Source organism: Pelagibius sp. Alg239-R121 (assembly GCF_947331435.1).
GTDB lineage: Bacteria > Pseudomonadota > Alphaproteobacteria > Kiloniellales > Kiloniellaceae > Denitrobaculum.
The window spans coordinates 1,016,674-1,038,621 of record NZ_CAMZOF010000001.1 but is presented as its reverse complement, the minus strand read 5'-3'; the positions used below and the strand labels follow the sequence as shown (position 1 = coordinate 1,038,621).

Sequence of the window (21,948 nt, the reverse complement as noted above, 5' to 3'; positions counted from 1 at the left end):
TTACTCACCCCATGTTGGCGGGCACCTCTCGGCTACCCGTAGTCACTCTATCTTACAGCGGTGGAAGAAACGGTATTTAAGAACCTTGCCGTTTCAGTCCCCCAACGACTATTTCTTCGCGGCTTTTTTCCCGCCTTTACCTTCCGCCGCAGCTTTGCGCGAAGCGATACGGCCAAGCGGTTTGAGACCAAGCGTCAAGGCCTCATTAATCAAAGCAGCCTGTTCCGCAAGATGGCGTTTATTCTGGCCGGTCGCGGGAGAGGCCGCTGACGACCGCCCTGCGTAACGTGGCCGGGGATTCTTGAATCCCATCTCCGCAGCAACTTCTTCAATAAACTCCGAGACGTGATTCCAGGCGCCCATGTTCCGCGGCTCTTCCTGGCACCAGACAACATCGCAGTTGCGGTAGGGCTCCAATTCCATGGCGAGCGCGTCGGCCGGGAAAGGATAGAGCTGCTCCATCCTCAGGAAATGCACGTCCTTGACGCCACGTTTTTCACGCTCCTCAACCAAGTCGTAGTACACCTTGCCGGTGCAGATCACGACCTGCTTGGCGTCTTTCGGTTTACTTGGGACATCATCGCAATACATGACCCGGTGGAAACCGCTGCCCGGTCCCATATCGCTGAGTTTGGAAACGGCACGCTTGTGCCGAAGCAGCGATTTGGGCGTCATAATAATCAGTGGCTTGCGGAAGTCCCGCTTGAGCTGACGCCGCAGCACGTGGAAATAGTTGGCCGGTGTTGTGCAATTGACGACTTGAATGTTGTCCTCGGCGCAAAGCTGCAGGAAGCGTTCGACGCGTCCCGAGGAATGCTCCGGCCCCTGCCCTTCGTAACCGTGCGGCAGAAGCATCACAAGACCGGACATGCGCAGCCATTTGGACTCACCGGAGGCAATGAACTGATCGATGATGATCTGCGCTCCATTGACGAAGTCACCGAACTGCGCCTCCCAAAGAACCAACGCCCGCGGTTCTGCCAAGGAATAGCCGTACTCAAAGCCAAGTACCGCCAATTCGCTTAGCGGACTGTCGAAAATCTCGATCTGGGCCTGATTTTCCCGAATGTACTTGAGCGGCTTGTAGCGGGTTTCGTCTTCCTGATCGATCAATGCGGCATGGCGGTGCGAGAAGGTGCCGCGATTACAATCCTGTCCCGAGAGGCGGATCGGCGATCCCTCGATCAAAAGCGAGCCGAAGGCAAGTGCTTCCGCTGTCGCCCAGTCGATCCCTTCGCCGGATTTGAACATGTCTTCTTTGGTCTTGAGCTGGCGCGCGATCTTGCGATTGAGGTTGAAATCGTCGGGAACACGCGTCAACGCGGATCCGATTTCTTTCAATGTCTTGATCGGAACCGCCGTCTTGCCACGCCGCGCGTCATATCCGCGGGCGATATCGAGACCGCTCCATGCCCCTTCCAACCAATCCGCCTTGTTGGGCTTGAAGGATTTTGACGACTCGAAATCTTGCTCCAATCGCTGCACCCATTCCTGAACCATGGAATCGGTTTCCTGCCGGGTGAAAGTACCCTGAGAAATAAGATAGTCCGCATAAATTTGCCGCGTGGTCGGGTGCTTCTTGATCTTCCGGTACATGAGCGGCTGCGTGAACGCGGGCTCATCGCCTTCGTTATGGCCAAAGCGGCGATAACAGAACATGTCGATGACAACATCTTTTTCGAAAGTCTGTCGGAACTCCGTCGCGATACGGGCGACGTGCACGACCGCTTCCGGATCGTCACCATTGACGTGCAGGATTGGCGCCTGGATGATTTTGGCGACATCGGAACAATAGGGGCCGGAACGGGAGTTCACTGGGTTGGTGGTAAAGCCGATCTGGTTATTGACCACGAAGTGAATGGTTCCACCGATCCGGTAACCCTTGAGCTCTGAAAGATCGAGTGTCTCGGGAACCAGGCCTTGTCCGGCGAAGGCCGCGTCGCCGTGCATCAGCAACGCCATGACCTTTTTGTTGTCACGCACTTCACGCTGATTCTGTTTCGCGCGTACCTTGCCGACCACCACAGGATTCACTGCCTCGAGATGCGAGGGATTGGCGGTCAACGAGAGATGAATCGTTGTGCCATCGAACTCGCGGTCCGAAGAGGTTCCCAGATGGTACTTCACATCGCCGGACCCACCGATGTCTTCCGGATGAGCTGCACCGCCCTGAAACTCAGAGAAGATCGCTGTGAAAGGCTTGCCCATGAAGTTCGCAAGAACATTGAGGCGGCCACGGTGCGGCATACCGACAACAACCTCTTCCAGCCCGAGCTGACTGCCGCGTTTAAGGATCTGCTCCAACGCTGGAATCATAGACTCGCCGCCATCCAGGCCAAACCGCTTGGTGCCGGTGTACTTCTTATCGAGAAACTGCTCGAAGCCTTCCGCTGCAATCAGGCGCTCAAGAATCGCCTTCTTGCCATTGTAGGTAAATTCAGTCTGATTGTGGATCGATTCCACACGTTCCTGAATCCAGGCCTTCTGCGCCGGATCCTGAATATGCATGAACTCCACGCCGATGGTTCCGCAATAGGTCTTGCGCACCGCCTCGACAATCTGACGAAGCGTCGCCGTTTCCAATCCCAGCACACGATCAATAAAGATCGGCCGATCGAGATCGCTATCCGTAAAGCCGTAGGTTTTGGGATCCAGTTCGGGATGCGGCTCAACCGGTTTCAGGCCGAGCGGATCCAACTTGGCTTCAAGATGTCCTCGCACACGATAAGCACGGATCAACATCAGAGCCCGGATCGAATCGAGTGTCGCAGCACGAACGTCCGCCGGCGTAATCCCACCCGCGGGCATGACACCGTTGGTGACACCGGCCGGGACCGGTGCGGCGGCGGGAGCCGCCCCACCGTTCATACCCGTCAGGAGGTTACGCGCATCGTCTTCGAGATCGCCGAAGAAGGATTTCCAGCCTTCATCTACAGACCCGGGGTTGGCCAGAAACTTCGAATAAAGGTCCGCGATGACCGCGGCATTTGGACCGTAATAGACTGGATCCATATCGTGATGCGGGTTTGACATCTTTCCGTCTCAGCCCGGTCCGGGTGGCCCCGGCCAAGCCACCTCCTCTTTTCTTTCCTGTTAACCTTGCATGGCGCGCAGCATCGTGCTGCCCAAGCTTGCAGGGGAATCGGCGACCAGGAAGCCAGCGGACTTCATCGCCTCGATCTTGTCGCCCGCACCACCGCGTCCACCGTCGATAATTGCACCTGCATGGCCCATACGACGGCCCGGAGGAGCCGTGACGCCGGCAATGAACCCGCAGATCGGTTTCTGCGTGCCGGAAGCCTTGTAGAACTCAGCGGCCTCCTCCTCGGCACTACCGCCGATTTCACCAATCATGATGATACCTTCGGTTTCCGGATCCTTCAGGAACATGTCCAAACAGTCGATAAAGTTGGTCCCGTTCACGGGATCGCCTCCGATGCCAATACAGGTCGACTGACCGAGATTGGCCGCCGTGGTTTGCGCAACGGCTTCATAGGTCAGCGTACCCGAACGCGAAACCACGCCGATCTTACCGCGCTGATGGATATGGCCCGGCATAATGCCGATCTTGCATTCGTCAGGGGTGATAACGCCTGGACAGTTCGGGCCGACCAGACGGGACTTCGATCCGGCCAGGGCACGCTTCACCTTGACCATGTCGAGCACCGGAATACCCTCGGTGATGCAGACAATCAGCTCAATTCCCGCATCCACCGCTTCCAGAATAGCGTCGCCGGCAAAGGGCGGCGGAACGTAGATAACGGAAGCATTGGCACCGGCGGTCTCGACCGCTTCGGCAACCGTGTCGAATACCGGCAGATCGAGATGGGAACTGCCACCCTTACCGGGTGTGACACCGCCGACCATCTGAGTGCCATAGGCAATAGCCTGTTCGGAGTGGAAAGTACCCTGTGCCCCGGTAAAGCCTTGGCAGATGACTTTCGTATCTTTGTTGACCAGGACTGCCATTTACTTTGCCTCCTTCACGGCGGCGACCACTTTCTCGGCCGCATCCGCCAAATTATCGCCTGACAAAATCGGCAGACCCGACTCAGCGAGAATTTTTTTACCCAGCTCCACGTTGGTGCCTTCCAGGCGCACCACAAGGGGAACATGCAACTCAACTTCGCGCGCTGCCGCGACCACACCCTCGGCAATGACGTCACAGCGCATGATGCCGCCAAAGATGTTGACGAGAATGCCCTCGACGTTCGGATCTGAAAGAATGATCTTGAAGGCAGCCGTCACACGCTCCTTGGTGGCGCCGCCACCGACGTCCAAGAAGTTGGCTGGCTCACTGCCGTAGAGCTTGATGATGTCCATGGTTGCCATGGCAAGACCGGCGCCGTTCACCATACAGCCGATGCTGCCGTCGAGCTTGACGTAATTGAGCTCGTGACGCGCGGCTTCCAGCTCCATCGGATCCTCTTCGTCTTCATCGCGCATGTCAGCCACGTCCTTGTGACGGAAAAGCGCGTTGTCGTCGAAGTTCATCTTGGCATCGAGAGCGATCACCTGACCGTCACCAGTGACGACTAGTGGGTTAATCTCCACGATACTCGCGTCGAGTTCCATAAAGGACTTGTACATGGCCATCATGAACTTGACTGCAGCACTGATCTGCTTGCCTTCCAGCCCAAGGCCAAAGGCAATCTGCCGGCCGTGATACGGCATGAAGCCCTGCGCAGGATCAATGGCGATCTTCAGGATCTTTTCAGGCGTTGCCGCGGCGACTTCTTCGATTTCCATGCCGCCTTCCGTCGAGGCCATCACCGTTACGCGGCTCGTGGCCCGGTCGATCAGCATGCCGAGATAAAGCTCTCGGGCGATGTCGCAGCCTTCTTCGATATAGAGGCGCTTGACTTGTTTGCCTGCCTCGCCCGTCTGTTTTGTCACCAGAACATGGCCAAGCATCTTGCGAGCGTTTTCCTTGACGTCATCGAGCGACTTGCAAAGCCGCACGCCCCCGTCCCCATCGGGATCGTCCTTAAAGCGTCCGGCCCCACGGCCACCTGCATGGATCTGGGTTTTTACCACCCAGATCGGACCACCGAGTTCGCGCGCGGCGTTCTCAGCCTCTTCGGGTGTATAGGCTACGCCGCCGCGGGGAACCGCGACACCGTATTTTGCGAGCAGGCTCTTGGCCTGATATTCATGAATGTTCATTGACCGTCAAATGAAGTTTGTGAAGAGAATGGGCGGTGCGGAGCCGTAAGAAAATCCCCTGCGCTGTTTGTCGACGAAGCGATGCTTCGTGTTTGTTTCAGGCACAGCTGCTTCCTCTTTTGAAGCAGATCAAACTGAAACGCGTACGCTGACATAAGGTACCTTAACACCCTGCCTGTACTGTGCAACCGGCTTCGTTCGTCGACTTACAGAAGATTTTTTGCATTAGACTAAGCTTTTTTTGGATCGGCACTCGCTGCAGCCGGGTTCGGGGCCGTAGTCGCTTTGGCAATCGGCTTCTTAGCTGCAGGCTTCTTGGCGGCTGGTTTCTTCGCAGCAGCTTTAGGACTTGCCGGTTTTTTAGCTACTGGTTTTTTTGACGCGGATTTCTTCGCAGCCTTCACCGCTGCCGATTTGGCAGCTGGCTTCTTGGCGGCAGGTTTCTTGGCCGCTGCCTTCTTTACGACAGGCTTTTTGGCTGCAGGCTTTTTGGCAACTGCCTTGGCCGCTGGAGCTATCGCAGCTGCGGACTTCGCTGCGGCGCGCTTTGAGGTTGCGGCTGATGCGGTAGCTTTTTTCTTCGCAGGGGCTTTCTTAGCAGCCGGCTTTGCCGGGGCCTTGGCAGTTGCCTTTGCTTTTGCTTTTGCAGCCGATTTCGCAGGAGCGGACGCGCCCTTCATGATACCCTTGCAGGCGTCGACCAATCCCTTCACTGCAGTGACCGACTTATTGAGCATCGCCTTTTCACCGGCGTTCAATTGCAATTCCACCACCCGCTCAGCACCACCGGCGCCGATGACAACCGGCGCACCGACGTACATACCCTTGACGCCGTACTGACCGTTCATGTGCACAGCACAGGGAAGAACACGCTTTTTATCCTTCAGATAACTTTCGGCCATATCGATTGCAGAAGCCGCCGGCGCATAAAATGCCGATCCCGTTTTCAGCAAACCAACAATTTCCGCGCCACCGTTGCGGGTCCGGACAACAATTTCATTTAAACGTTTGCGCGTGATCCACCCCATCTTGATCAGATCCGTCAGCGGAATGCCGGCAACCGTCGAGTAGCGTACCATGGGCACCATGGTGTCTCCATGACCCCCAAGCACGAAGGCACTGACGTCTTCGACCGAGACATTGAACTCTTCAGCGAGGAACAACCGGAAACGTGCCGAGTCCAACACGCCGGCCATGCCGACGACTTTATTCGCCGGCAAACCGGAAGCCTGCTGCAGTACCCAGACCATGGCATCAAGCGGATTGGTAATGCAGATCACAAAAGCTTTGGGGCAGTTTTTCTTGATGCCTTCGCCAACAGCCTGCATGACCTTAATGTTGATACCCAGAAGATCGTCGCGGCTCATGCCTGGCTTGCGTGCTACACCCGCAGTCACGATGACTACGTCGGCGCCTTTGATCGCCGAATACTTGCTACTGCCGGCAAGTTTGGAATCAAATCCAGCAACGGTCGACAGCTGAGCAATATCGAGAGCCTTACCTTGAGGCACGCCGTCGACCACGTCGAACAGCACGATATCCCCCAGATCTTTCAGTCCGGCGAGCAAAGCCAGCGTACCACCGATGTTACCGGCACCTACGAGCGCGATCTTCTTGCGAGACATAGAATTTTCCTTGAACGGATTACTAGGACGGAGCGATGAGGGCATGGCGATCTCCACGCCCTGATATTTTAAGGTTAACTAACGCGAATCCCTTTCAAGGGCAAGGGAACTGGGGTGGTTTCGAATACTTGCCACAAAAGATTGAACGGATTTTATCTTTTAACGAGTGAAGTATAACAAAAGGTAAGCAAATACCGCTTGCTGATCCAAGGTCCCTCATTGCAAAGCGCATTGGGACAGCGGGGAGCTAAATCCGCCTACTCAAGACATGGAACCTGTTCCGCAGTCACGTCAAATGGTCGAGCGCGATGTACTCACTGGAACGCATTTCCTGCAGTCGGCTGACCGTGCGCTCGAACTCAAACGCGCCGTCACCAGTCGGATAAAGTCGCTCAGGCGGCGCTTCGGCCGAAACCACGAGATTCACCCGATGCTCATACAGGGCATCGACCAGTGTCATGAAGCGCCGGGCTTCATTGCGGTTTTCAGGACCCAGGGTAGGCACTCCGGCGAGGATGATCGTGTGGAATTGAACGGCAATCGCCAGATAATCACCGGCGCCAAGAGGTTTGGCGCAGAGTTCCTCGAAGCCGAAACGCGCCACGCCGCGCGCTGCAAGCGAGACTGGCAGACTGCGCCCCTTGAAGTGCAGAGAAGTCGGCGCGGCTTGTGCGCCCTCGGTCAGTTGACTGAAAGCATCGTCCAGAGCGGCCGTGGCGCGAGGCCCCAATGGCGCGTGGTAAACCGGCAGATTGCGCATACGGTGACGTCGGTAGTCGACGCCCGAGTCCAATTCAAGCACATCCAGTCGCTGTTTCATCAGATCGACAAAAGGCAGAAAACGTTCGCGTTGAAGTCCACCTTCGTAAAGGCGATCCGGTGGCCAGTTCGATGTTGTGACCACCACGACGCCTCGTTCGAACAAGGTTTCGAACAGACGTCTCAGGATCATTGCGTCCGCGATGTTGACCACGTGAAACTCATCGAAACACAACAGCGTCGCCTGCGTCGCTATTTCTACGGCCAGATCCGGCAGAGGGTCGGCCTTTTCGCCTTTGGTCTCTTTTCGCCAGTTGTGCAGCCGGTCCTGAACCTCCTGCATGAAAGCGTGAAAATGCACCCGGCGTTTCGCTGCGCAAGGCGCCGTTTCGAAGAATATATCCATCAGCATGGACTTACCGGTGCCGACGCCGCCAAAAATGTATAATCCCTGAGGCGGTTCGATGCGGCGCTGTCCCAGACCTAGCCGCTCCTTCCAACCAACCCGGCCGGTGGAAGCTTGATAATTCTTCAGAGCGTTGTGCAGGCTTTGAAGCTTTTCAGCGGCCAGTTCCTGCCCCGAATCATGATTGAGTGCGCCATCACGGCGCATGCCCCGGTAGGTAAAGAGAGGTCCGTCTGCCATAAGTGCCGTCTGAAATCGTTTTCCGGCCGTTGTTTTCAGTACCGTTGTATTCACATGCCGCCAGGATCACTTGAAAGATTATCCTAGCCTCCCGTTACTAAGACATTCTTGCCTTCTCGTCACCCATCACGCGTCGCAAATAAAATACGGATACCGATACAAGCAGATTTGCGATTGCCGCAACATCGGTGTTAAGAGGGCGCCATGCCGCACGCCGAACGCATCCTGATCATCAAGCTGAGCGCCTTGGGTGATTTCATTCTATCGCTCGGTGCCTGTCAGGCCATCCGTAAACACCATCCAGATGCCAAGATCACGCTCCTGACCACTAAACCTTATGAGTCTCTTGCAAAGGCAAGCGGCCTGTTCGACGAAGTCTGGCTCGATAGCCGTCCACGCTTCTGGCAGCTGCCAGCACTATTTGCGCTACGCGGCAAGATACGCGACGGTCGCTTCAAGCGAGTCTACGATTTACAGCGCAACGATCGTTCGGCCTCCTATTTTCGTTTAATCGGCACACCAAAACCTCAATGGGTCGGCAAAGTCTCCGGCTGTTCCCATCGTTACCTGCAGCCAAACGATCAGATCTTGCACATCTCAACGCGCGAAGCCCAACAGCTTGCACTGGCCGGGATTTCGAATGTCCCCGCGTCCGACCTCACCTTTGCCGATGCTGATCTGCGTGAATTCGCTTTACCCCCCCGCTACGTACTTCTCGTTCCCGGTGGAGCTCCCCATCGCCCGGCCAAACGTTGGCCCATGGAACGCTACGCGGAGCTTGCCCAGTGGTTGGTCGACCAGAACTACATACCCGTCCTGCTTGGTACGGCGGCGGAACAGGAATCCCTCGATCTCATAAACGCAACTTGCTCCGACGCTATTAATCTTTGCGGCCGGACAAATTTGCTGCAGATCGCGACGCTTGCGAAAGGCGCGGTCCTCGCTGTCGGCAACGACACCGGGCCGATGCACCTGATCGCCCCGGCTGGTTGTCCGATGGTTTCTCTTTTTTCTCATGAATCAGATCCAACGAAAGTCAGCCCGCGCGGCAACAAAATCGAGATCCTGCGACGCGCGTCCCTTGAGGAGCTATCACTTGACGATGTCATCGCCACCTGCCAGCGGCTACTGCCGACTCGTTCCTGAAGCAAGCGCCAGTTTACTCAATAGGGCAACGGCAGCCGCTTCAACATCCTCAACCAGGAGGTTGCTCATCCAGCTTTTCGGCAGGGTGTGGTGATACCCTGGCTGATTAACGATCTCATCCAAGGTCTCGGGGGTACGGATGTATCCGCAGTGTTTGCCCCAGGGGCCGTAACGCCGTTCGGAACTGGGTCCGAACAGGCCCAATGTCGGGGTACCGACCGCCGCCGAAAGGTGCATCAAACCGCTGTCGTTCCCCACAAAGAAAGCGCAGCGTTGAAGGCAAGCCGCGGATGACAACAAATCCAGCTTTCCAATCAGGTCGATGGTCTTGTTACCCGGCAAGGCCTCCAGTAGCGGTGCTGCCTGCGCTTCCTCGCCCGGCGCACCGAACACGGCAATCCGGGCACCCGGAATTGCTCCATCCGGCGCAGTTAGACGCTGAATCAATTCGCCGAAGCGTTCAGGCATCCAGGTCTTACCGATCCAGTTTGCGGTGGGCCCGACGGCCAGGACCGGAACCCCATCAGGCAGGACAGTTGCGGCCTCCCGTTCATGCTCTTCGCTCAACCACACTCTAGGCGCAGGCGGATCGATTTCCTGGCCAATGAGACGAGCCAGTTCAAGCACGCGCGGCTCATCATCGAGTTTGGAGGCCACCGTCAGACTGCGCCGGCAGCGTACCGCCCAGGAGAATTTTGAGGCCCGCAAATCGACCACCAGGTCCCAATGCGTTCCAATAGCTGCCCGCCAAAGCTCACGCCAGTGTCCGGCGTAGGGCCGTTTCTTCATCACAAATAGACGGTCCAGTTCCGGTAAGGCCTTAAACAGCGGCGCGGAAACCGCGCCGGCCGCAACCGTCACCTGGGCGCCTGGATGCCGCTCAATCAAGGCAGACAGAATGCCGGTCGACTGAATGGCGTCACCAATCCGATTCGACGTGATAAATAGAATGCGCATAGGCAGCAGGAAAAAGCACAGCCCGCCATCGCTGACAAGAATTGCTTCTTCCGGCCCGAGTTATCGCGTTTTCCGTCAGCGCCCCCCGGCACAACGGAGAATGGCGCCACTGATGTAAGAGGCTTCATCAGACAAGAGCCAGATAGCCGCGTTCGCTACTTCCTCAGGTGACGCAGCCCGTCCGATCGGTATCACCGGTGCAAGGCGGTCGGCCCGACCGGGCTCTCCGCCTGAGGCGTGCAACTCCGTCTCGGTCAAGCCGGGAGACACGGCGTTGACACGGATACCTTCGCCTGTGACCTCCTTGGAAAGGCCAAGGGTGAAGCTGTCAACCGCCCCTTTCGACGCGGCATACCAGACGAACTCACCAGGGCTGCCGAGTGTTGCTGCGCCGGAGGAAATTGATACGATCGCGCCACCTGAACCTTCGTGCTTGCGCGACATACGCAACACCGCTTCCCTGGAACACAGCATCACTCCCATGGCATTGATGTCCATCGTCCGCTGAAGCGTGGCGACATCTGCCTCATCCAGTCGGCTGATTTTCCCGGTGATGCCCGCGTTGTTGACTAATGCTGTTACTTTACCCAGGGCCTGCTCACTTTCATCGAACAGCCGCGCAACGTCATCCGCATCGGATACATCAGCCTGAATAGCAATCGCCCGGCCACCTTCTGCGACGATCTCGGCAACGACGTTTTCTGCCGAGCCTGAATTGGACTGAAAGTTCACGCAGACAGCATAACCCCGCGCCGCAGCAAGTTTTGAGATCGCGGCCCCAATTCCCCGAGCCCCGCCGGTAACGATCGCAACTTTTGACATTTCATCCTCTAGAGTCTGATCGTTTGTCCGAGATTCAGTGAAAACGTGACTCAGACTCTTCATCAAATGGTTATAGGGCGCTTCACGTTCCTGATCGCTTCAATCAAGAACGATTTCGCTCAAGAATAAAACGTTGCCGACCACAGATTACGCCTTGGCTGTTTCCGGGCAAGAGTTGAAGTGTATCGATGCAATGGCAGATCATCCAAAAGCGGCAGTGTCGAGTGGTCCTATCGCCTCCGGGCGGTCAAAAAGACATTGCCGAAGCTTGCATGGCATGTTTTTTCTGACCGAATGGCGCCGCCGTACGGTGGCTTCGACAATTGCAAAATGGAGAGTTCGAATGGACGAAGACATCTTCAATATGTCTCTGCGCAAGTTCCTGAAGAAGGTTGGCGTGACATCACAACGGGAAATCGAGCAGGCCGTCCGCGCCGCTATCGATAGCGGCAGCCTCAACGGAAAGACGGCCGTTCAGGCAAAGGTGACTCTGAAGATCGAAGCGATCGGCCTATCAGAGGACATCGACGGAGAAATCAACCTGTCCTGATTGCAGACAGGTCCACAGCCTCAAAAACTGGGCGGCAGATCCAATCCCTTATCGGCTGCGACCTTGCGCAGCCGGTCAGGGTAGTCGGTGATAATCCCATCCACTCCGCGGTCTATCAGCGCTGCCATATCCGCAGGATTGTTCACGGTCCATACGACAACCTTGAGACCGGCAGACTGCGCCGCCTTTAGGGCCGTATCACTGAGATCCTTGTGATAGGGCGACCAGACAGCGCCACCCAGGGCCGCCACTGCGGCCGGAACCGCGTCGTCTGCGTCACCGATCTTCGTTCCTGCCGTCCAGGGAGAGGGCGCGCCGCCGCTGCGCGCAACGTTATCCAGCCAGCGCTGCTCGGCGGTCAGGTAGACGGTTGGAATCTCAGGTGCGATCTTCTGGACCTCGACAAGCGTCCGCCAGTCGAAGGACTGCACAGCGGCACGTCCGCCATCGATGCCCGCCGCCTGGATCGTCTCGACCAACAACCGGGCAAAGATCGCCGGATCCGGTGTCTCGCCAGGCGCAAGAGGAGAGATCTTGGTTTCGATGTTGTAACGAATCTTACCGCCGGAGCGTTCTTCGCCGAGTTTCAACACCTCCGCCAGAGCTGGAATCCGCACAGCCTCCTGACTTTCTTGATCGGGGAAGCGTTTCGCAACCTTGCCGCCGGGTTTCGCCGTTCCAATGTCGTAACCCGCCAGTTCATCGAAGTTCAGGCTGTTGAAGGCCGGCGTAGGCTCCTCGAGCCATTTACCGGACTCGTCCCTTGTCCTGTCCGCATAGAGGCGCCGGTCATGATGCACCACGACCACTGAATCCTTAGTGACCACTGTATCGAGCTCCAGCGTCGTCACGCCGATCGAAAGTGCCACATCGAAGGCCGGCAAACTGTTCTCTGGACGCAATCCCCGGGCGCCACGATGCCCTTGGGCATCGAATGCTGGCAGATCGAAAACCATCTTATCGGCAGCAACCGCGGATCCGCCAATCGTCGGAAACATTAAAGCTGCCAGCAGCACACTCAATACGGAACGATGCAAAGCCATCGAGCACAAATCCAAAATCTCCGAAAATCGACAGGACATCAATCTTTTCATTTGCTTTCCATGGTTTCGAACAAGTTAAAGGTAAGTCTAAGCAATACGCACAGCCTTACTGCGCAGGGGCAGGCGGTGGATGCATCTGATTGCCGTTCAAGATTATGGCGCCATCCGGCGTAAACTCGATGAGATAGTTTGTGACTGATGGCACCTGAGTGCCGGGTTCGGTCTCGCCGGTCGACAGCAGCACCATGGCACCCTGCATCACCTGCTGTGCTGCTTGGGGATCCGGTATCGTCTGCGCCTGCTCGAAAAGCTGCATCAAACCCAGTGCCTGAGCAGTCAGAGTCCCTTCGACGCCGATTGGATTGTCCGGATTGATCCTGAGTGTCCCATCCATGGTCGCCGTGACGATGTCGGATTCGATGGACTGGCCATTAAGTAACAGAATGGTGCCCGCCTCATTGATTCGCTGTTTGATTTTCTCATGGTAGCCATCAACCCGCGGACCGCCCTGATCGAGCTCTTTCGGAGAGGAAATGTCATCCAGCAACGCGCGTGTATCTTCCATGATTGCCTTGGCGGGAAAACGTTCGAGCCTCACAGGTAATGTCCAACGCCGTGGCAACATCTTAAGTGCCGCGTCCATTGCTGGGTCGGTGGGCAGCGAAACAAAGAAACCTCGAGTCGAGATCAGAAGCTCTTGCACCGAGAGATCTTTATCCAGATCCTGGATCTCCCATCCGAATCTGGCCTCTTCGACGCCGCCTTTTGCATCTGGACTGTCGTATGTCAGATTCTCAAAATTCGCACGTTCAACAAACTTGGTTATAGCTTCGAAAAACTCGAGGCCGGTGCGCATGAAAGGCATGAGATCCTGCTCAGCGCTTTCGGCGAAACCCTGGCCATAGCTGTTCAGAGACTCCTGAGCCTGGGTCATCGCAGCCACATCATTGGCTGAAAGATCGAATTCGGTCGTGCCCTTACCGATCCGTAAGACGGACCCGCCGCCAAAATCCGCGGAAAATTCGCTCAGATTGAAGACCATTTGCTGATCGACGGCATTTTCCTTGGGCTGCTGGAAATCCGAAGTGCTTGTAACTTCGGCAATCCGTACTGCGACACTCTCTACGCTGCCGGACGCTGCCCCCGGCATGGCAGAGTTAAGCGTCATAGAAAAATTGCTGGCAAGAAAGTCATAATCCCAAAGATATCCAACGCTTCGTGCCATCACGCCTTCGAACTTTTCAAGTCCGATACGCAAAACAAGCGAATCAGCGCTGTCTTCAGGATTCTCGACGCGGATTTCTTCTGGAATGCGCACCGAGTGAAAGCGATAGTCCCCATTTTCCAGCGGCTTCACGCGGACGAATACATCTCCAAGCAGAAAATTGTCGGCTGTTTCGCCTTCGGGAATATCGCGCTCCGCGATGGTCAATGCCTTGATGGCAACTTCATACTCGCCTTCGATAGGTGTCACCTCTACGCTTCGGCGCAGCTCAACACCGGGATATCCAGCCAACGCCGAATCCAGGTACCACTCGATACCATCCTTGATCTTCGTTGCATCCTCGTCTGCCGCCGCAGGTAACACGACCCAAAAAGACAGCGCGCAAATCAGGGTCCAAGCGCCCAAAACAATCCGCAACATTTTATCTCCCATCCAATCCTCGCAGCCTAGAGTAGATCCGGGTTGAACGGGTTCGCCATTGGCAATCTGTCACCCCGGTGAATCGACTCTAACCAATCGAGGAAGAGCGGATTCACATGTTTCGGCGAAACCATAAGGTGGCTCCGGCAAACCATAATTCGATCTAAGCTAGGCGGAATCGGACCTGGAGTACAAGTTACAGATGCAATAATCCGATGGACGATGTGTTGTGAACAACGGTGGGCGACTTAACCGGCCAAACCCTTCATCATCAATGCGGACAGCTTTCGGGCGTCCGCGGTGCCTTCGGAAAGCACCGAAGCGGCGTTGCGCTGCATCTCGATTTCTTTGTTTTGAGACAGCTTCGCCTTCGCCTCGATCCGCTCAATCGGTATCTCGAAACAAACTATGCCCCGCGTCAGAGCCTGAACGAAACCGCTATCCAAGCGCTCGAGAGACCATGGCCGTTCGAATTCCGCTTCATGCTTTTTGACCATGCGGTCGAGCAAAGCCATGACCCGATCCTGCGCACGAACTATGCGTGGGTGGCCGTAAATGTGAATGGCGACATAGTTCCATGTCGGCACAGCCTTCGCTTCAGGTCCGTACAAACTAGGCGAAATGTAACTATGCGGCCCTTGAAACACGACCAAAGCTTCCTTGCCTTGCGCTTCGCTATCGAAATCTCGCCAATGGCTGTTCGGCCGGGCCATGTGACCAAGGAGCGTACCCTGCAGTCCAAGAGATTCATCCAGCACAAACGGCAGATGGGTGGCGTTCGGTACGCCATCTGGTGCCGTCACCAGAAGTCCGAAGTCATAACTGCGGATGACCTCGCGGACCTCATCGGGATCGGTGAGGGCAAAGGAGTCCGGGACATACATCAGATGCGCTTTCAGGCCGTTGAGAAAAGGGTGCCTGCCGCTATCGGCAGAATGGCAGTCAGCTCGTGTGCAAGGTCGAGATGTATCGCCATAATGGCTATCTTAAAAGATCCATCTTTATCAAAATGACAGGGCCATTTCGGCTTGAAAAATCACTTAATCGCCCACCGCTCAACTGCGGTAGAGGCCGGTCAATTTGTCGCAGAACGGTCAAGATATTGATTTAGCGAGCTAATATCGCCAGCAAACCGTCGAATAACCAACCCTCTTCACTTGTTTACTTCACTCATGACCCAGATTGGAGTTTTCCAGATGAAATCGATTGTTTCCGCGACCACTCTCGTCCTTGGCCTTTCCGGCATATTCCTTTCACCCGCCGCTTCCGACGCCGGACAGGTGCAGGCTATCGCCCGGATGAAAAGCCCCGAGGGTACTGAGATGGGAACCGTGATCCTTACACAGATGTCCGATGCCCTGCTCCTGCGTGTCGAGATCTCTGGCCTGACACCCGGAGCACATGGTTTCCACATCCATGAGACCGGCGCCTGCGACCCTGACTTCGAGGCCGCTGGAGGTCATTTCGATGCCGATGGGCAGGGGCACGGCTACACAGGACAGGGCGCACATTCCGGTGATTTGCCAAATCTCGTCGCCCATGGAGACGGCAGTGCGGCAGCCGAATTCCTGACCCGTGAGGTATCGCTGGAAAGAAATGCGCACGGGGCACTGTTTGACAAGGATGGCTCGGCCATAGTCATTCATGCCAATGCCGATAGCTACGGCAACTCGGCCGGCGCCGGAAGCCGCGTCGCCTGTGGAGTTGTGAAATTGCGATCTTAAGGCTGACGGGGCGCTGGAGAGGGTCACTTTCTCCACGCCCCCGCCGAGGAAGCAACCGACGAGAATCGCACCAAACTCGTCCTCCCAGATCTTAACCGAACAAGGATCCTAAGAGACGTTGATCTCACCCGGAGAATGACTATAAGACAAGCCTCAACACCGCTGCCAAAGCGCCACTGCCATCAAGCGCGTGCCAGACCGGATGACCTGCACGCCTCCATTTGACCGAGATCCAAGGGACGGCCATGAACAAGGGGTTATCGCGACCCAAGAACCAGATCCGCTGTCTGCTGCTGGAAGGGATTTCGCCAACGGCACGCGATGTTCTGGAGGGCGCCGGCTACAGTAATATCGAGCATATGGCGACAGCCCTGGACAAATCTGCGCTGATCGAGGCGTTAAAGGGCGTTCACATACTGGGTATCCGTTCACGCTCGCAGTTGACCGAAGACGTGTTGGCGGCGGCGGACACTCTGGTTGCGGTTGGCTGCTTTTCCGTCGGCACGAACCAGGTCGACCTGGGTGCCGCGTCGACCCGCGGCATCCCGGTATTTAACGCCCCCTTCTCCAACACCCGCAGCGTCGCCGAACTGACAATCGCCGAGATCGTCATGCTGATGCGCGGCACCTTCCATAAATCAAGCGCGGCCCATGGAGGGCGTTGGTCCAAATCGGCAGCCGGTAGTCGCGAAATTCGCGGCAAGACCCTGGGCATCGTAGGATACGGCAACATCGGCTCACAGCTCGCCGTCCTGGCCGAAGCCATGGGCATGGCGGTCATCTATTTCGACCGGGCGGATAAACTGCGTCACGGCAACACTATGCCGACCGGCAATCTGCAGGCCCTGTTGGCACGGGCAGATGTGGTGTCTCTACATCTCCCCGAGACTCCGGACACAAGGAACATGTTCGGGCAGAAAGAAATCCGTGCCATGAAGCCGGGCAGCTTCCTGATCAACAACGCGCGCGGGACGCTGGTGGATATTGCGGCGCTGGCCGCTGCGCTTGGCGATGGACACCTCGCCGGCGCTGCTGTTGATGTCTTCCCCAGTGAGCCCAAATCCAACAGTGAAGAGTTTGTCAATCCGTTGCGGGGGCTCGACAATGTTATCCTAACGCCACACGTCGGCGGCTCCACCGAGGAAGCGCAGGAACGCATCGGTGAAGAAGTTGCGCGCAAGTTTGTTGAGTATTCCGACGTAGGCTCCACGGTCGGTGCGGTGAATTTTCCGGAAGTCCAATTGTCGAGCGGCGGTTCTGCCACCCGCTTCATCCAGGTGCAGCGAAATGCACCAGGCGAACTGGGCAAGCTCAACAAGGTTTTCGCCAGCCGCAAAATCAATATCGTCGCACAGCACTATCAGACCAATGGCGAGATCGGTTATGTCGTCCTGGATGCCGAAGGCCAGGTTGACGACGCCTTTGACATCCTGACCGAGATTCGTTCATTGACGGGTACGATCCGTGCGCGCCTGCTGAATCGGGTATAGCAGGTGATAAAATCCAGTCTCTAATCCGAGACCTTCGATCTTCCAAAACGCTTCTTCAAGGCCACGGCGATTTCAGATAAGGAGTCACCGAATTTGATCGGCCGGGTCTTGCGCAGGACACCTTCGGCGCAGCCGCAGCCTTCGCTCTGCGCGACATTCTTCAGGTAATAGCGCTCAAAAGAGTCCGTATCACCGGGCGTACGTATGGTCACAGGCGCCTCCGGTTAAAGATTGTTCCAACTTACTGCAGTCGGTGCACAGACTAACCTTTACGCTCGACCATCAGCTTCTTGATTTCCGCGATCGCCTTAGCCGGATTGAGGCTCTTAGGACAGGTGCGGGTACAGTTCATGATGGTGTGGCAGCGGTACAGACGGAAGGGATCTTCCAAATCGTCCAGCCGGTTGCCGGCGTCTTCGTCGCGGCTATCGGCAATCCAGCGATAGGCCTGCAGCAGAATTGCCGGACCCAGATAACGATCACCGTTCCACCAGTAGCTGGGGCAGGATGTCGAACAACAGAAACAGAGGATGCACTCCCAGAGGCCATCAAGCTTTTCGCGTTCTTCCGGGCTCTGCAGACGTTCGCGTTCGGGCGCAGTCGACGAGGATTTCAGCCAAGGCTCGATTGAGGTGTACTGGGCGTAAACATGCGTCAGATCGGGAACCAGGTCCTTCACCACAGGCATGTGCGGCAAGGGATAAACCTTAACCTCGTCATCAACGTCGCTGATGTATTTGGTACAGGCAAGGGTGTTGGTGCCGTCGATGTTCATGGCGCAGGAACCACAGACACCTTCACGGCAAGAGCGCCGGAAGGTCAGAGTCGAATCCGTCTCATTCTTGATCTTGATCAAGGCGTCGAGAACCATCGGACCACAGTCGTCCATATCGACCTGATAGGTATCAACGCTGGGATTGGCCTCATCGTCCGGATTCCAGCGATAGACCTTGAAGGTCTTCATGTTGCCACCGGATCCGGTCGCCGGATGTGTCTGGCCGCCTTTGGGCTTCGAGTTGGCCGGCAGGGCAAATTCAGCCATCGATCTCTCCTTACGCCTTCGTCTTTTCTAGCTCTCTGAAACTCGACAGCTGCTAATAAACCCGTGCTTTCGGCGGGAAGGTCTGAACTTCGTTGGTCATGGTACTCAGGGTCACCGGACGATAGGCAAAGCTTACGTTGCCCTGTTCGTCGCAGGCTGCAAGGGTATGCTTCATCCAGTCCACATCATCCCGGTCTGGAAAATCCTCGCGCGCATGGGCGCCGCGGCTTTCCTCGCGATTTGCAGCAGAAGACATGGTAACCGACGCCTGATACATCAGGTTGTCCAACTCCAGCGCTTCGACCAGATCCGAGTTCCAGATCATTGAGCGATCCTGGATACCGATGGAATCACGCTTACCCCAAACCGTTGCCAGACTCTCGACGCCTTCGCGGAGGACCTCGCCGGTCCGGAAGACCGCCGCGTGACTCTGCATGGCCTTTTGCATATCGAGACGCAACGCCGCCGTTGGCAGTTCGCCCTTGGCGTGACGCATTTTGTCGAGCCGTGAAAGGGATAAGTCAGCTGAGTCCGCTGGCAGCGGCCGGTGGGTTTCTCCGGGCGTCATAACCTCGGCACAGCGCTTGGCTGCTGAGCGTCCGAAGACAACCAGATCGAGTAGCGAATTTGAACCAAGGCGATTTGCACCATGGACCGAGACGCAAGCCGCTTCACCGATCGCCATCAGACCCGGGACAACCGTATTGGCATCACCGTCCTTTTCGGTCACGACCTCTCCGGTCAATAAGGCCGGAACGCCACCCATGTTGTAATGACAGGTCGGCAACACCGGAATCGGTTCCTTTGTCACATCGACGCCGGCAAAGATGCGCGCCGATTCCGAAATGCCGGGCAGCCGCTCGTGCAGCAGGGCAGGCTCAAGATGTTCGAGATGCAGGTGGATGTGGTCCTTGTTGGCACCGACGCCACGGCCGTCGCGGATCTCCATAGTCATGGCCCGGCTGACCACATCACGGCTGGCCAGATCCTTGGCCGAAGGTGCGTAGCGCTCCATGAAGCGTTCGCCTTCGGAGTTGGTAAGGTAACCACCCTCGCCACGCGCACCTTCAGTTATAAGAGTGCCCGCCCCGTAGATACCGGTCGGATGGAACTGAACGAACTCCATATCCTGACAGTAGAGACCGGCCCGCAGTGCCATACCGCTGCCGTCGCCGGTGCAGGTATGTGCGCCGGTACAGGAGAAGTAAGCCCGGCCATAACCGCCGGTCGCCAGAATAACCTTATGAGCGCGGAAACGATGGATCTTACCGTCATCCAGGTTCCAGGCGATCACGCCGCGGCAGGAACCTTCTTCCATGATCAGGTCGATAGCGAAGTACTCGATAAAGAACTCCGCGTTCCGGCGCAGGCTCTGTTGATAGAGCGTGTGCAGCATCGCGTGACCGGTCCGGTCGGCTGCTGCGCAGGTCCGCTGGGCAATGCCCTCACCGAAGCGTGTCGTCATGCCGCCGAAGGGGCGCTGATAGATCTTGCCGTCTTCGGTCCGGCTGAACGGCATGCCATAGTGTTCCAGCTCGATGATAGCCGGAACCGCTTCACGCACCATGTACTCGATCGCGTCCTGGTCGCCCAGCCAGTCCGACCCCTTAACGGTGTCGTACATGTGCCAGCGCCAATCGTCCTCGCCCATATTGCCCAGCGATGCCGAAACACCGCCCTGAGCCGCAACCGTGTGGCTTCGGGTTGGGAACACCTTGGTGATACAGGCCGTCTTCAGGCCAGCTTCCGCCAGACCCAAGGTAGCGCGCAAGCCAGCACCGCCGGCGCCGATCACAACAACGTCGTAGGTATGATCGACAATATCATAAGCGGGGGCAGCAGAAGCGCCGTTTGAGGAATCGTTTCCTGCGGAACTCATCGCTTAGCCCTCGAAAAGCAGTGTTAAAACGGACAGAACGCCGATCAGCGCCAGAACAATGCAGGCGCCTTTGATCAGGATCACGCTGGCGATCTTTAGGCCTTCGCTATGCACGTAGTCCTCAATCACGACCTGAAGCCCGAGATAGGCGTGATAGAAAGTCGCAACGATCAGCAGAATAAAGAGTGCCGCCGTAATCGGCGAACTCATCCAGGCGGTCATCGCCGCGTGATCAGCGTCGACGTGGCCGGCAATCGCAGCCGCGAACCAAAGTGTCAAAGGAACCAGTGCAATGGCCGTCAAACGCTGCGACCACCAGTGCGACACACCTTCCTTGGCGGACCCAAGACCACGAACAAGGCCGATAGGAGAGCGAAGAGACATTAGAGACCTCCTCCGAAATAACCAAACAGCCAGGAAACGATCGTCAATGCAAAGCTGCCGATCACAACCATCCAGCCCGAACGGTAGACATCGGGCAACTCCAGACCGTAGCCACCATCCCAAAAGAGGTGACGGATGCCGTTGCAGAGGTGATAGAACAGCGCAAAAGTCCAGCCGAATAGCAACAGGCGGCCGATCCATGAACCAATCAAACCCTGCGCCTGCGCAAAGCTCTCGGGGCCATTCGCCGCCGCAGCCAACCAGTAGATCAAAAGCAGTGTCCCCACCGCCAGCGCGACCCCGGTTCCCCGGTGCAGAATGGATAGGACCGACGTCAACTGCGGCTTGTAGACCTGCAGATGTGGCGATAGAGGCCGATTCGTGGTTGCCATGGATTGCTCTTCCCGACTCGAGGACCCGTAAGCTCCAGCTTATAAGTTCAATACTTTACTGAAGTCTCAATGCCCGAACTGATTTAGACCGCGGCACAGCATTAGTCAACTTGGGGCCTGTCAAGTGATCGTCATATCTGCTGCAATGCGGTAGGAATGATTATCACTTGCGTTGATTTCCGTATTTATACCACAAAATGTTGTGGTGAAGGGCAATTTTACTGATGTTGCACCGCCCACCCTGTGGATAATACTGTGCATAAATTGGGGACACCCTGTGAAATAAAAGCTATTTTGTGCACAGATATTTTAAAATAACTACGACAGTTTTCTTGTAAATCTTGGTTAAAAAAGCGACTCTTTTCTTGCACGCGAAAGCGTTGAAACAGTTCCAGAAACGCCCATTCTTGCGGTTCTCCGTTAGAAGGGCATCTGAAGCGGTTTTAAGGACAAAGGTTCCTTCGGGGATTTCTTGTCCGGCGGTCGGAGTGAAATTCCTTCGGGAACGACTCTTCGATATCGGAGGTACGAACGGCTCGCGCCTCGTCCTTCCGGTCGGGTCCACGTCTTCGCCCTGCGATGGGGTGGCACCGTTTACGGACTTGGCTTCTCTTCGGAGAAGTAGAAGGGGTCCAGGTTTCGCAAGGTCTCGTATCTTGCGGGACTGACTGAACGGAG

At 56.4% G+C, this 21,948-nt stretch carries 18 protein-coding genes and 1 pseudogene; 4 read left to right on the top strand and 15 right to left on the bottom strand.

Going from position 1 to position 21,948, the window contains the following annotated elements; translation table 11 throughout:
* Positions 1–108 precede the first annotated feature (108 nt).
* The 5 genes and pseudogenes from QMZ18_RS04600 to zapE form a co-directional block, all read right to left on the bottom strand.
* Positions 109–3,033, bottom strand: coding sequence for a 2-oxoglutarate dehydrogenase E1 component (locus tag QMZ18_RS04600; RefSeq protein WP_282605048.1), 2,925 nt, complete (start codon positions 3,031–3,033; stop codon positions 109–111).
* Positions 3,034–3,093: 60 nt separating this feature from the next.
* The gene (gene sucD / locus QMZ18_RS04595; RefSeq protein ID WP_282605047.1) at positions 3,094–3,969 is read right to left on the bottom strand and encodes a succinate--CoA ligase subunit alpha; all 876 of its coding nucleotides are present in this window, start codon (positions 3,967–3,969) and stop codon (positions 3,094–3,096) included.
* Positions 3,970–5,166: an ADP-forming succinate--CoA ligase subunit beta gene (gene sucC, locus QMZ18_RS04590; RefSeq protein WP_282605046.1), complete on the bottom strand. Its 1,197-nt coding sequence runs from the start codon at positions 5,164–5,166 to the stop codon at positions 3,970–3,972.
* Between the two features lie 677 nt (positions 5,167–5,843).
* Positions 5,844–6,791, bottom strand: a pseudogene (gene mdh / locus QMZ18_RS04585) (malate dehydrogenase); the annotation flags it as partial.
* Between the two features lie 286 nt (positions 6,792–7,077).
* Positions 7,078–8,196, bottom strand: coding sequence for a cell division protein ZapE (zapE, locus tag QMZ18_RS04580; protein ID WP_282605045.1), 1,119 nt, complete (start codon positions 8,194–8,196; stop codon positions 7,078–7,080).
* 204 nt (positions 8,197–8,400) lie between these two features.
* Here zapE and QMZ18_RS04575 point away from each other — a divergent pair, with 204 nt between their 5' ends.
* Positions 8,401–9,342, top strand: coding sequence for a glycosyltransferase family 9 protein (locus QMZ18_RS04575; protein ID WP_282605044.1), 942 nt, complete (start codon positions 8,401–8,403; stop codon positions 9,340–9,342).
* Here the strand turns inward: QMZ18_RS04575 and QMZ18_RS04570 are convergent.
* Positions 9,322–10,299 (bottom strand): glycosyltransferase family 9 protein, encoded by a 978-nt coding sequence (locus tag QMZ18_RS04570; RefSeq protein ID WP_282605043.1) that lies wholly within the window; start codon positions 10,297–10,299, stop codon positions 9,322–9,324. The genes QMZ18_RS04575 and QMZ18_RS04570 overlap by 21 nt on opposite strands.
* Before the next feature lie 75 nt (positions 10,300–10,374).
* Positions 10,375–11,121: an SDR family oxidoreductase gene (locus QMZ18_RS04565; protein ID WP_282605042.1), complete on the bottom strand. Its 747-nt coding sequence runs from the start codon at positions 11,119–11,121 to the stop codon at positions 10,375–10,377.
* Between the two features lie 343 nt (positions 11,122–11,464).
* On the opposite strand from QMZ18_RS04565, the gene QMZ18_RS04560 reads away from it, so the two are divergent.
* Complete coding sequence (locus QMZ18_RS04560; RefSeq protein ID WP_282605041.1) at positions 11,465–11,671, top strand: DUF6494 family protein; 207 nt, start codon at positions 11,465–11,467, stop codon at positions 11,669–11,671.
* Between the two features lie 20 nt (positions 11,672–11,691).
* On the opposite strand, the gene QMZ18_RS04555 is transcribed toward QMZ18_RS04560, so the two are convergent.
* The 3 genes from QMZ18_RS04555 to QMZ18_RS04545 form a co-directional block, all read right to left on the bottom strand.
* On the bottom strand, positions 11,692–12,714 hold the full coding sequence (locus tag QMZ18_RS04555; RefSeq protein ID WP_282605040.1) for a glycerophosphodiester phosphodiesterase family protein: 1,023 nt from the start codon (positions 12,712–12,714) through the stop codon (positions 11,692–11,694).
* Positions 12,715–12,820: 106 nt separating this feature from the next.
* A complete protein-coding gene (locus tag QMZ18_RS04550) occupies positions 12,821–14,359 on the bottom strand; it encodes a hypothetical protein (RefSeq protein WP_282605039.1) in 1,539 nt (512 codons plus the stop codon).
* A 248-nt stretch (positions 14,360–14,607) separates the two neighbouring features.
* The gene (locus QMZ18_RS04545) at positions 14,608–15,243 is read right to left on the bottom strand and encodes an FMN-binding negative transcriptional regulator (protein WP_282605038.1); all 636 of its coding nucleotides are present in this window, start codon (positions 15,241–15,243) and stop codon (positions 14,608–14,610) included.
* 312 nt (positions 15,244–15,555) lie between these two features.
* On the opposite strand from QMZ18_RS04545, the gene QMZ18_RS04540 reads away from it, so the two are divergent.
* The gene (locus tag QMZ18_RS04540; RefSeq protein WP_282605037.1) at positions 15,556–16,083 is read left to right on the top strand and encodes a superoxide dismutase family protein; all 528 of its coding nucleotides are present in this window, start codon (positions 15,556–15,558) and stop codon (positions 16,081–16,083) included.
* Positions 16,084–16,328: 245 nt separating this feature from the next.
* Positions 16,329–17,573 carry a phosphoglycerate dehydrogenase gene (gene serA / locus QMZ18_RS04535; RefSeq protein ID WP_282605036.1) on the top strand — a complete coding sequence of 415 codons (1,245 nt, stop codon included), beginning with the start codon at positions 16,329–16,331 and terminating at the stop codon, positions 17,571–17,573.
* 20 nt (positions 17,574–17,593) lie between these two features.
* Here the strand turns inward: serA and QMZ18_RS04530 are convergent, their stop codons facing one another.
* Genes QMZ18_RS04530 through sdhC form a run of 5 tightly spaced genes read right to left on the bottom strand, consistent with a single transcriptional unit; the run spans position 17,594 to position 21,270 of the window.
* Positions 17,594–17,785, bottom strand: a complete 192-nt coding sequence (locus tag QMZ18_RS04530) for a hypothetical protein (protein ID WP_282605035.1) — start codon at positions 17,783–17,785, stop codon at positions 17,594–17,596.
* A 50-nt stretch (positions 17,786–17,835) separates the two neighbouring features.
* Entirely contained in the window at positions 17,836–18,615 is a 780-nt protein-coding gene (locus QMZ18_RS04525) for a succinate dehydrogenase iron-sulfur subunit (RefSeq protein WP_282605034.1), read from the bottom strand.
* A gap of 52 nt (positions 18,616–18,667) precedes the next feature.
* Entirely contained in the window at positions 18,668–20,494 is a 1,827-nt protein-coding gene (gene sdhA / locus QMZ18_RS04520; protein ID WP_282605033.1) for a succinate dehydrogenase flavoprotein subunit, read from the bottom strand.
* 3 nt (positions 20,495–20,497) lie between these two features.
* Positions 20,498–20,878, bottom strand: a complete 381-nt coding sequence (sdhD, locus tag QMZ18_RS04515) for a succinate dehydrogenase, hydrophobic membrane anchor protein (protein WP_282605032.1) — start codon at positions 20,876–20,878, stop codon at positions 20,498–20,500.
* On the bottom strand, positions 20,878–21,270 hold the full coding sequence (sdhC, locus tag QMZ18_RS04510) for a succinate dehydrogenase, cytochrome b556 subunit (RefSeq protein WP_282605031.1): 393 nt from the start codon (positions 21,268–21,270) through the stop codon (positions 20,878–20,880). The genes sdhD and sdhC overlap by 1 nt, the downstream gene beginning before the upstream one ends.
* Between the last annotated feature and the right edge of the window lie 678 nt (positions 21,271–21,948).

Excerpts from the sequence above, each read along its gene's own strand:
- serA (WP_282605036.1), top strand. The coding sequence starts at position 16,329 with ATGAACAAGGGGTTATCGCGACCCAAGAACCAGATCCGCTGTCTGCTG.
- sdhC (WP_282605031.1), bottom strand. The coding sequence starts at position 21,270 with ATGGCAACCACGAATCGGCCTCTATCGCCACATCTGCAGGTCTACAAG.
- QMZ18_RS04600 (WP_282605048.1), bottom strand. The coding sequence starts at position 3,033 with ATGTCAAACCCGCATCACGATATGGATCCAGTCTATTACGGTCCAAAT.
- sucD (WP_282605047.1), bottom strand. The coding sequence starts at position 3,969 with ATGGCAGTCCTGGTCAACAAAGATACGAAAGTCATCTGCCAAGGCTTT.
- sdhD (WP_282605032.1), bottom strand. The coding sequence starts at position 20,878 with ATGTCTCTTCGCTCTCCTATCGGCCTTGTTCGTGGTCTTGGGTCCGCC.
- QMZ18_RS04560 (WP_282605041.1), top strand. The coding sequence starts at position 11,465 with ATGGACGAAGACATCTTCAATATGTCTCTGCGCAAGTTCCTGAAGAAG.
- zapE (WP_282605045.1), bottom strand. The coding sequence starts at position 8,196 with ATGGCAGACGGACCTCTCTTTACCTACCGGGGCATGCGCCGTGATGGC.
- QMZ18_RS04570 (WP_282605043.1), bottom strand. The coding sequence starts at position 10,299 with ATGCGCATTCTATTTATCACGTCGAATCGGATTGGTGACGCCATTCAG.
- QMZ18_RS04545 (WP_282605038.1), bottom strand. The coding sequence starts at position 15,243 with ATGTATGTCCCGGACTCCTTTGCCCTCACCGATCCCGATGAGGTCCGC.
- QMZ18_RS04540 (WP_282605037.1), top strand. The coding sequence starts at position 15,556 with ATGAAATCGATTGTTTCCGCGACCACTCTCGTCCTTGGCCTTTCCGGC.
- QMZ18_RS04525 (WP_282605034.1), bottom strand. The coding sequence starts at position 18,615 with ATGGCTGAATTTGCCCTGCCGGCCAACTCGAAGCCCAAAGGCGGCCAG.
- QMZ18_RS04555 (WP_282605040.1), bottom strand. The coding sequence starts at position 12,714 with ATGGCTTTGCATCGTTCCGTATTGAGTGTGCTGCTGGCAGCTTTAATG.
- sdhA (WP_282605033.1), bottom strand. The coding sequence starts at position 20,494 with ATGAGTTCCGCAGGAAACGATTCCTCAAACGGCGCTTCTGCTGCCCCC.
- sucC (WP_282605046.1), bottom strand. The coding sequence starts at position 5,166 with ATGAACATTCATGAATATCAGGCCAAGAGCCTGCTCGCAAAATACGGT.
- QMZ18_RS04565 (WP_282605042.1), bottom strand. The coding sequence starts at position 11,121 with ATGTCAAAAGTTGCGATCGTTACCGGCGGGGCTCGGGGAATTGGGGCC.
- QMZ18_RS04550 (WP_282605039.1), bottom strand. The coding sequence starts at position 14,359 with ATGTTGCGGATTGTTTTGGGCGCTTGGACCCTGATTTGCGCGCTGTCT.
- QMZ18_RS04575 (WP_282605044.1), top strand. The coding sequence starts at position 8,401 with ATGCCGCACGCCGAACGCATCCTGATCATCAAGCTGAGCGCCTTGGGT.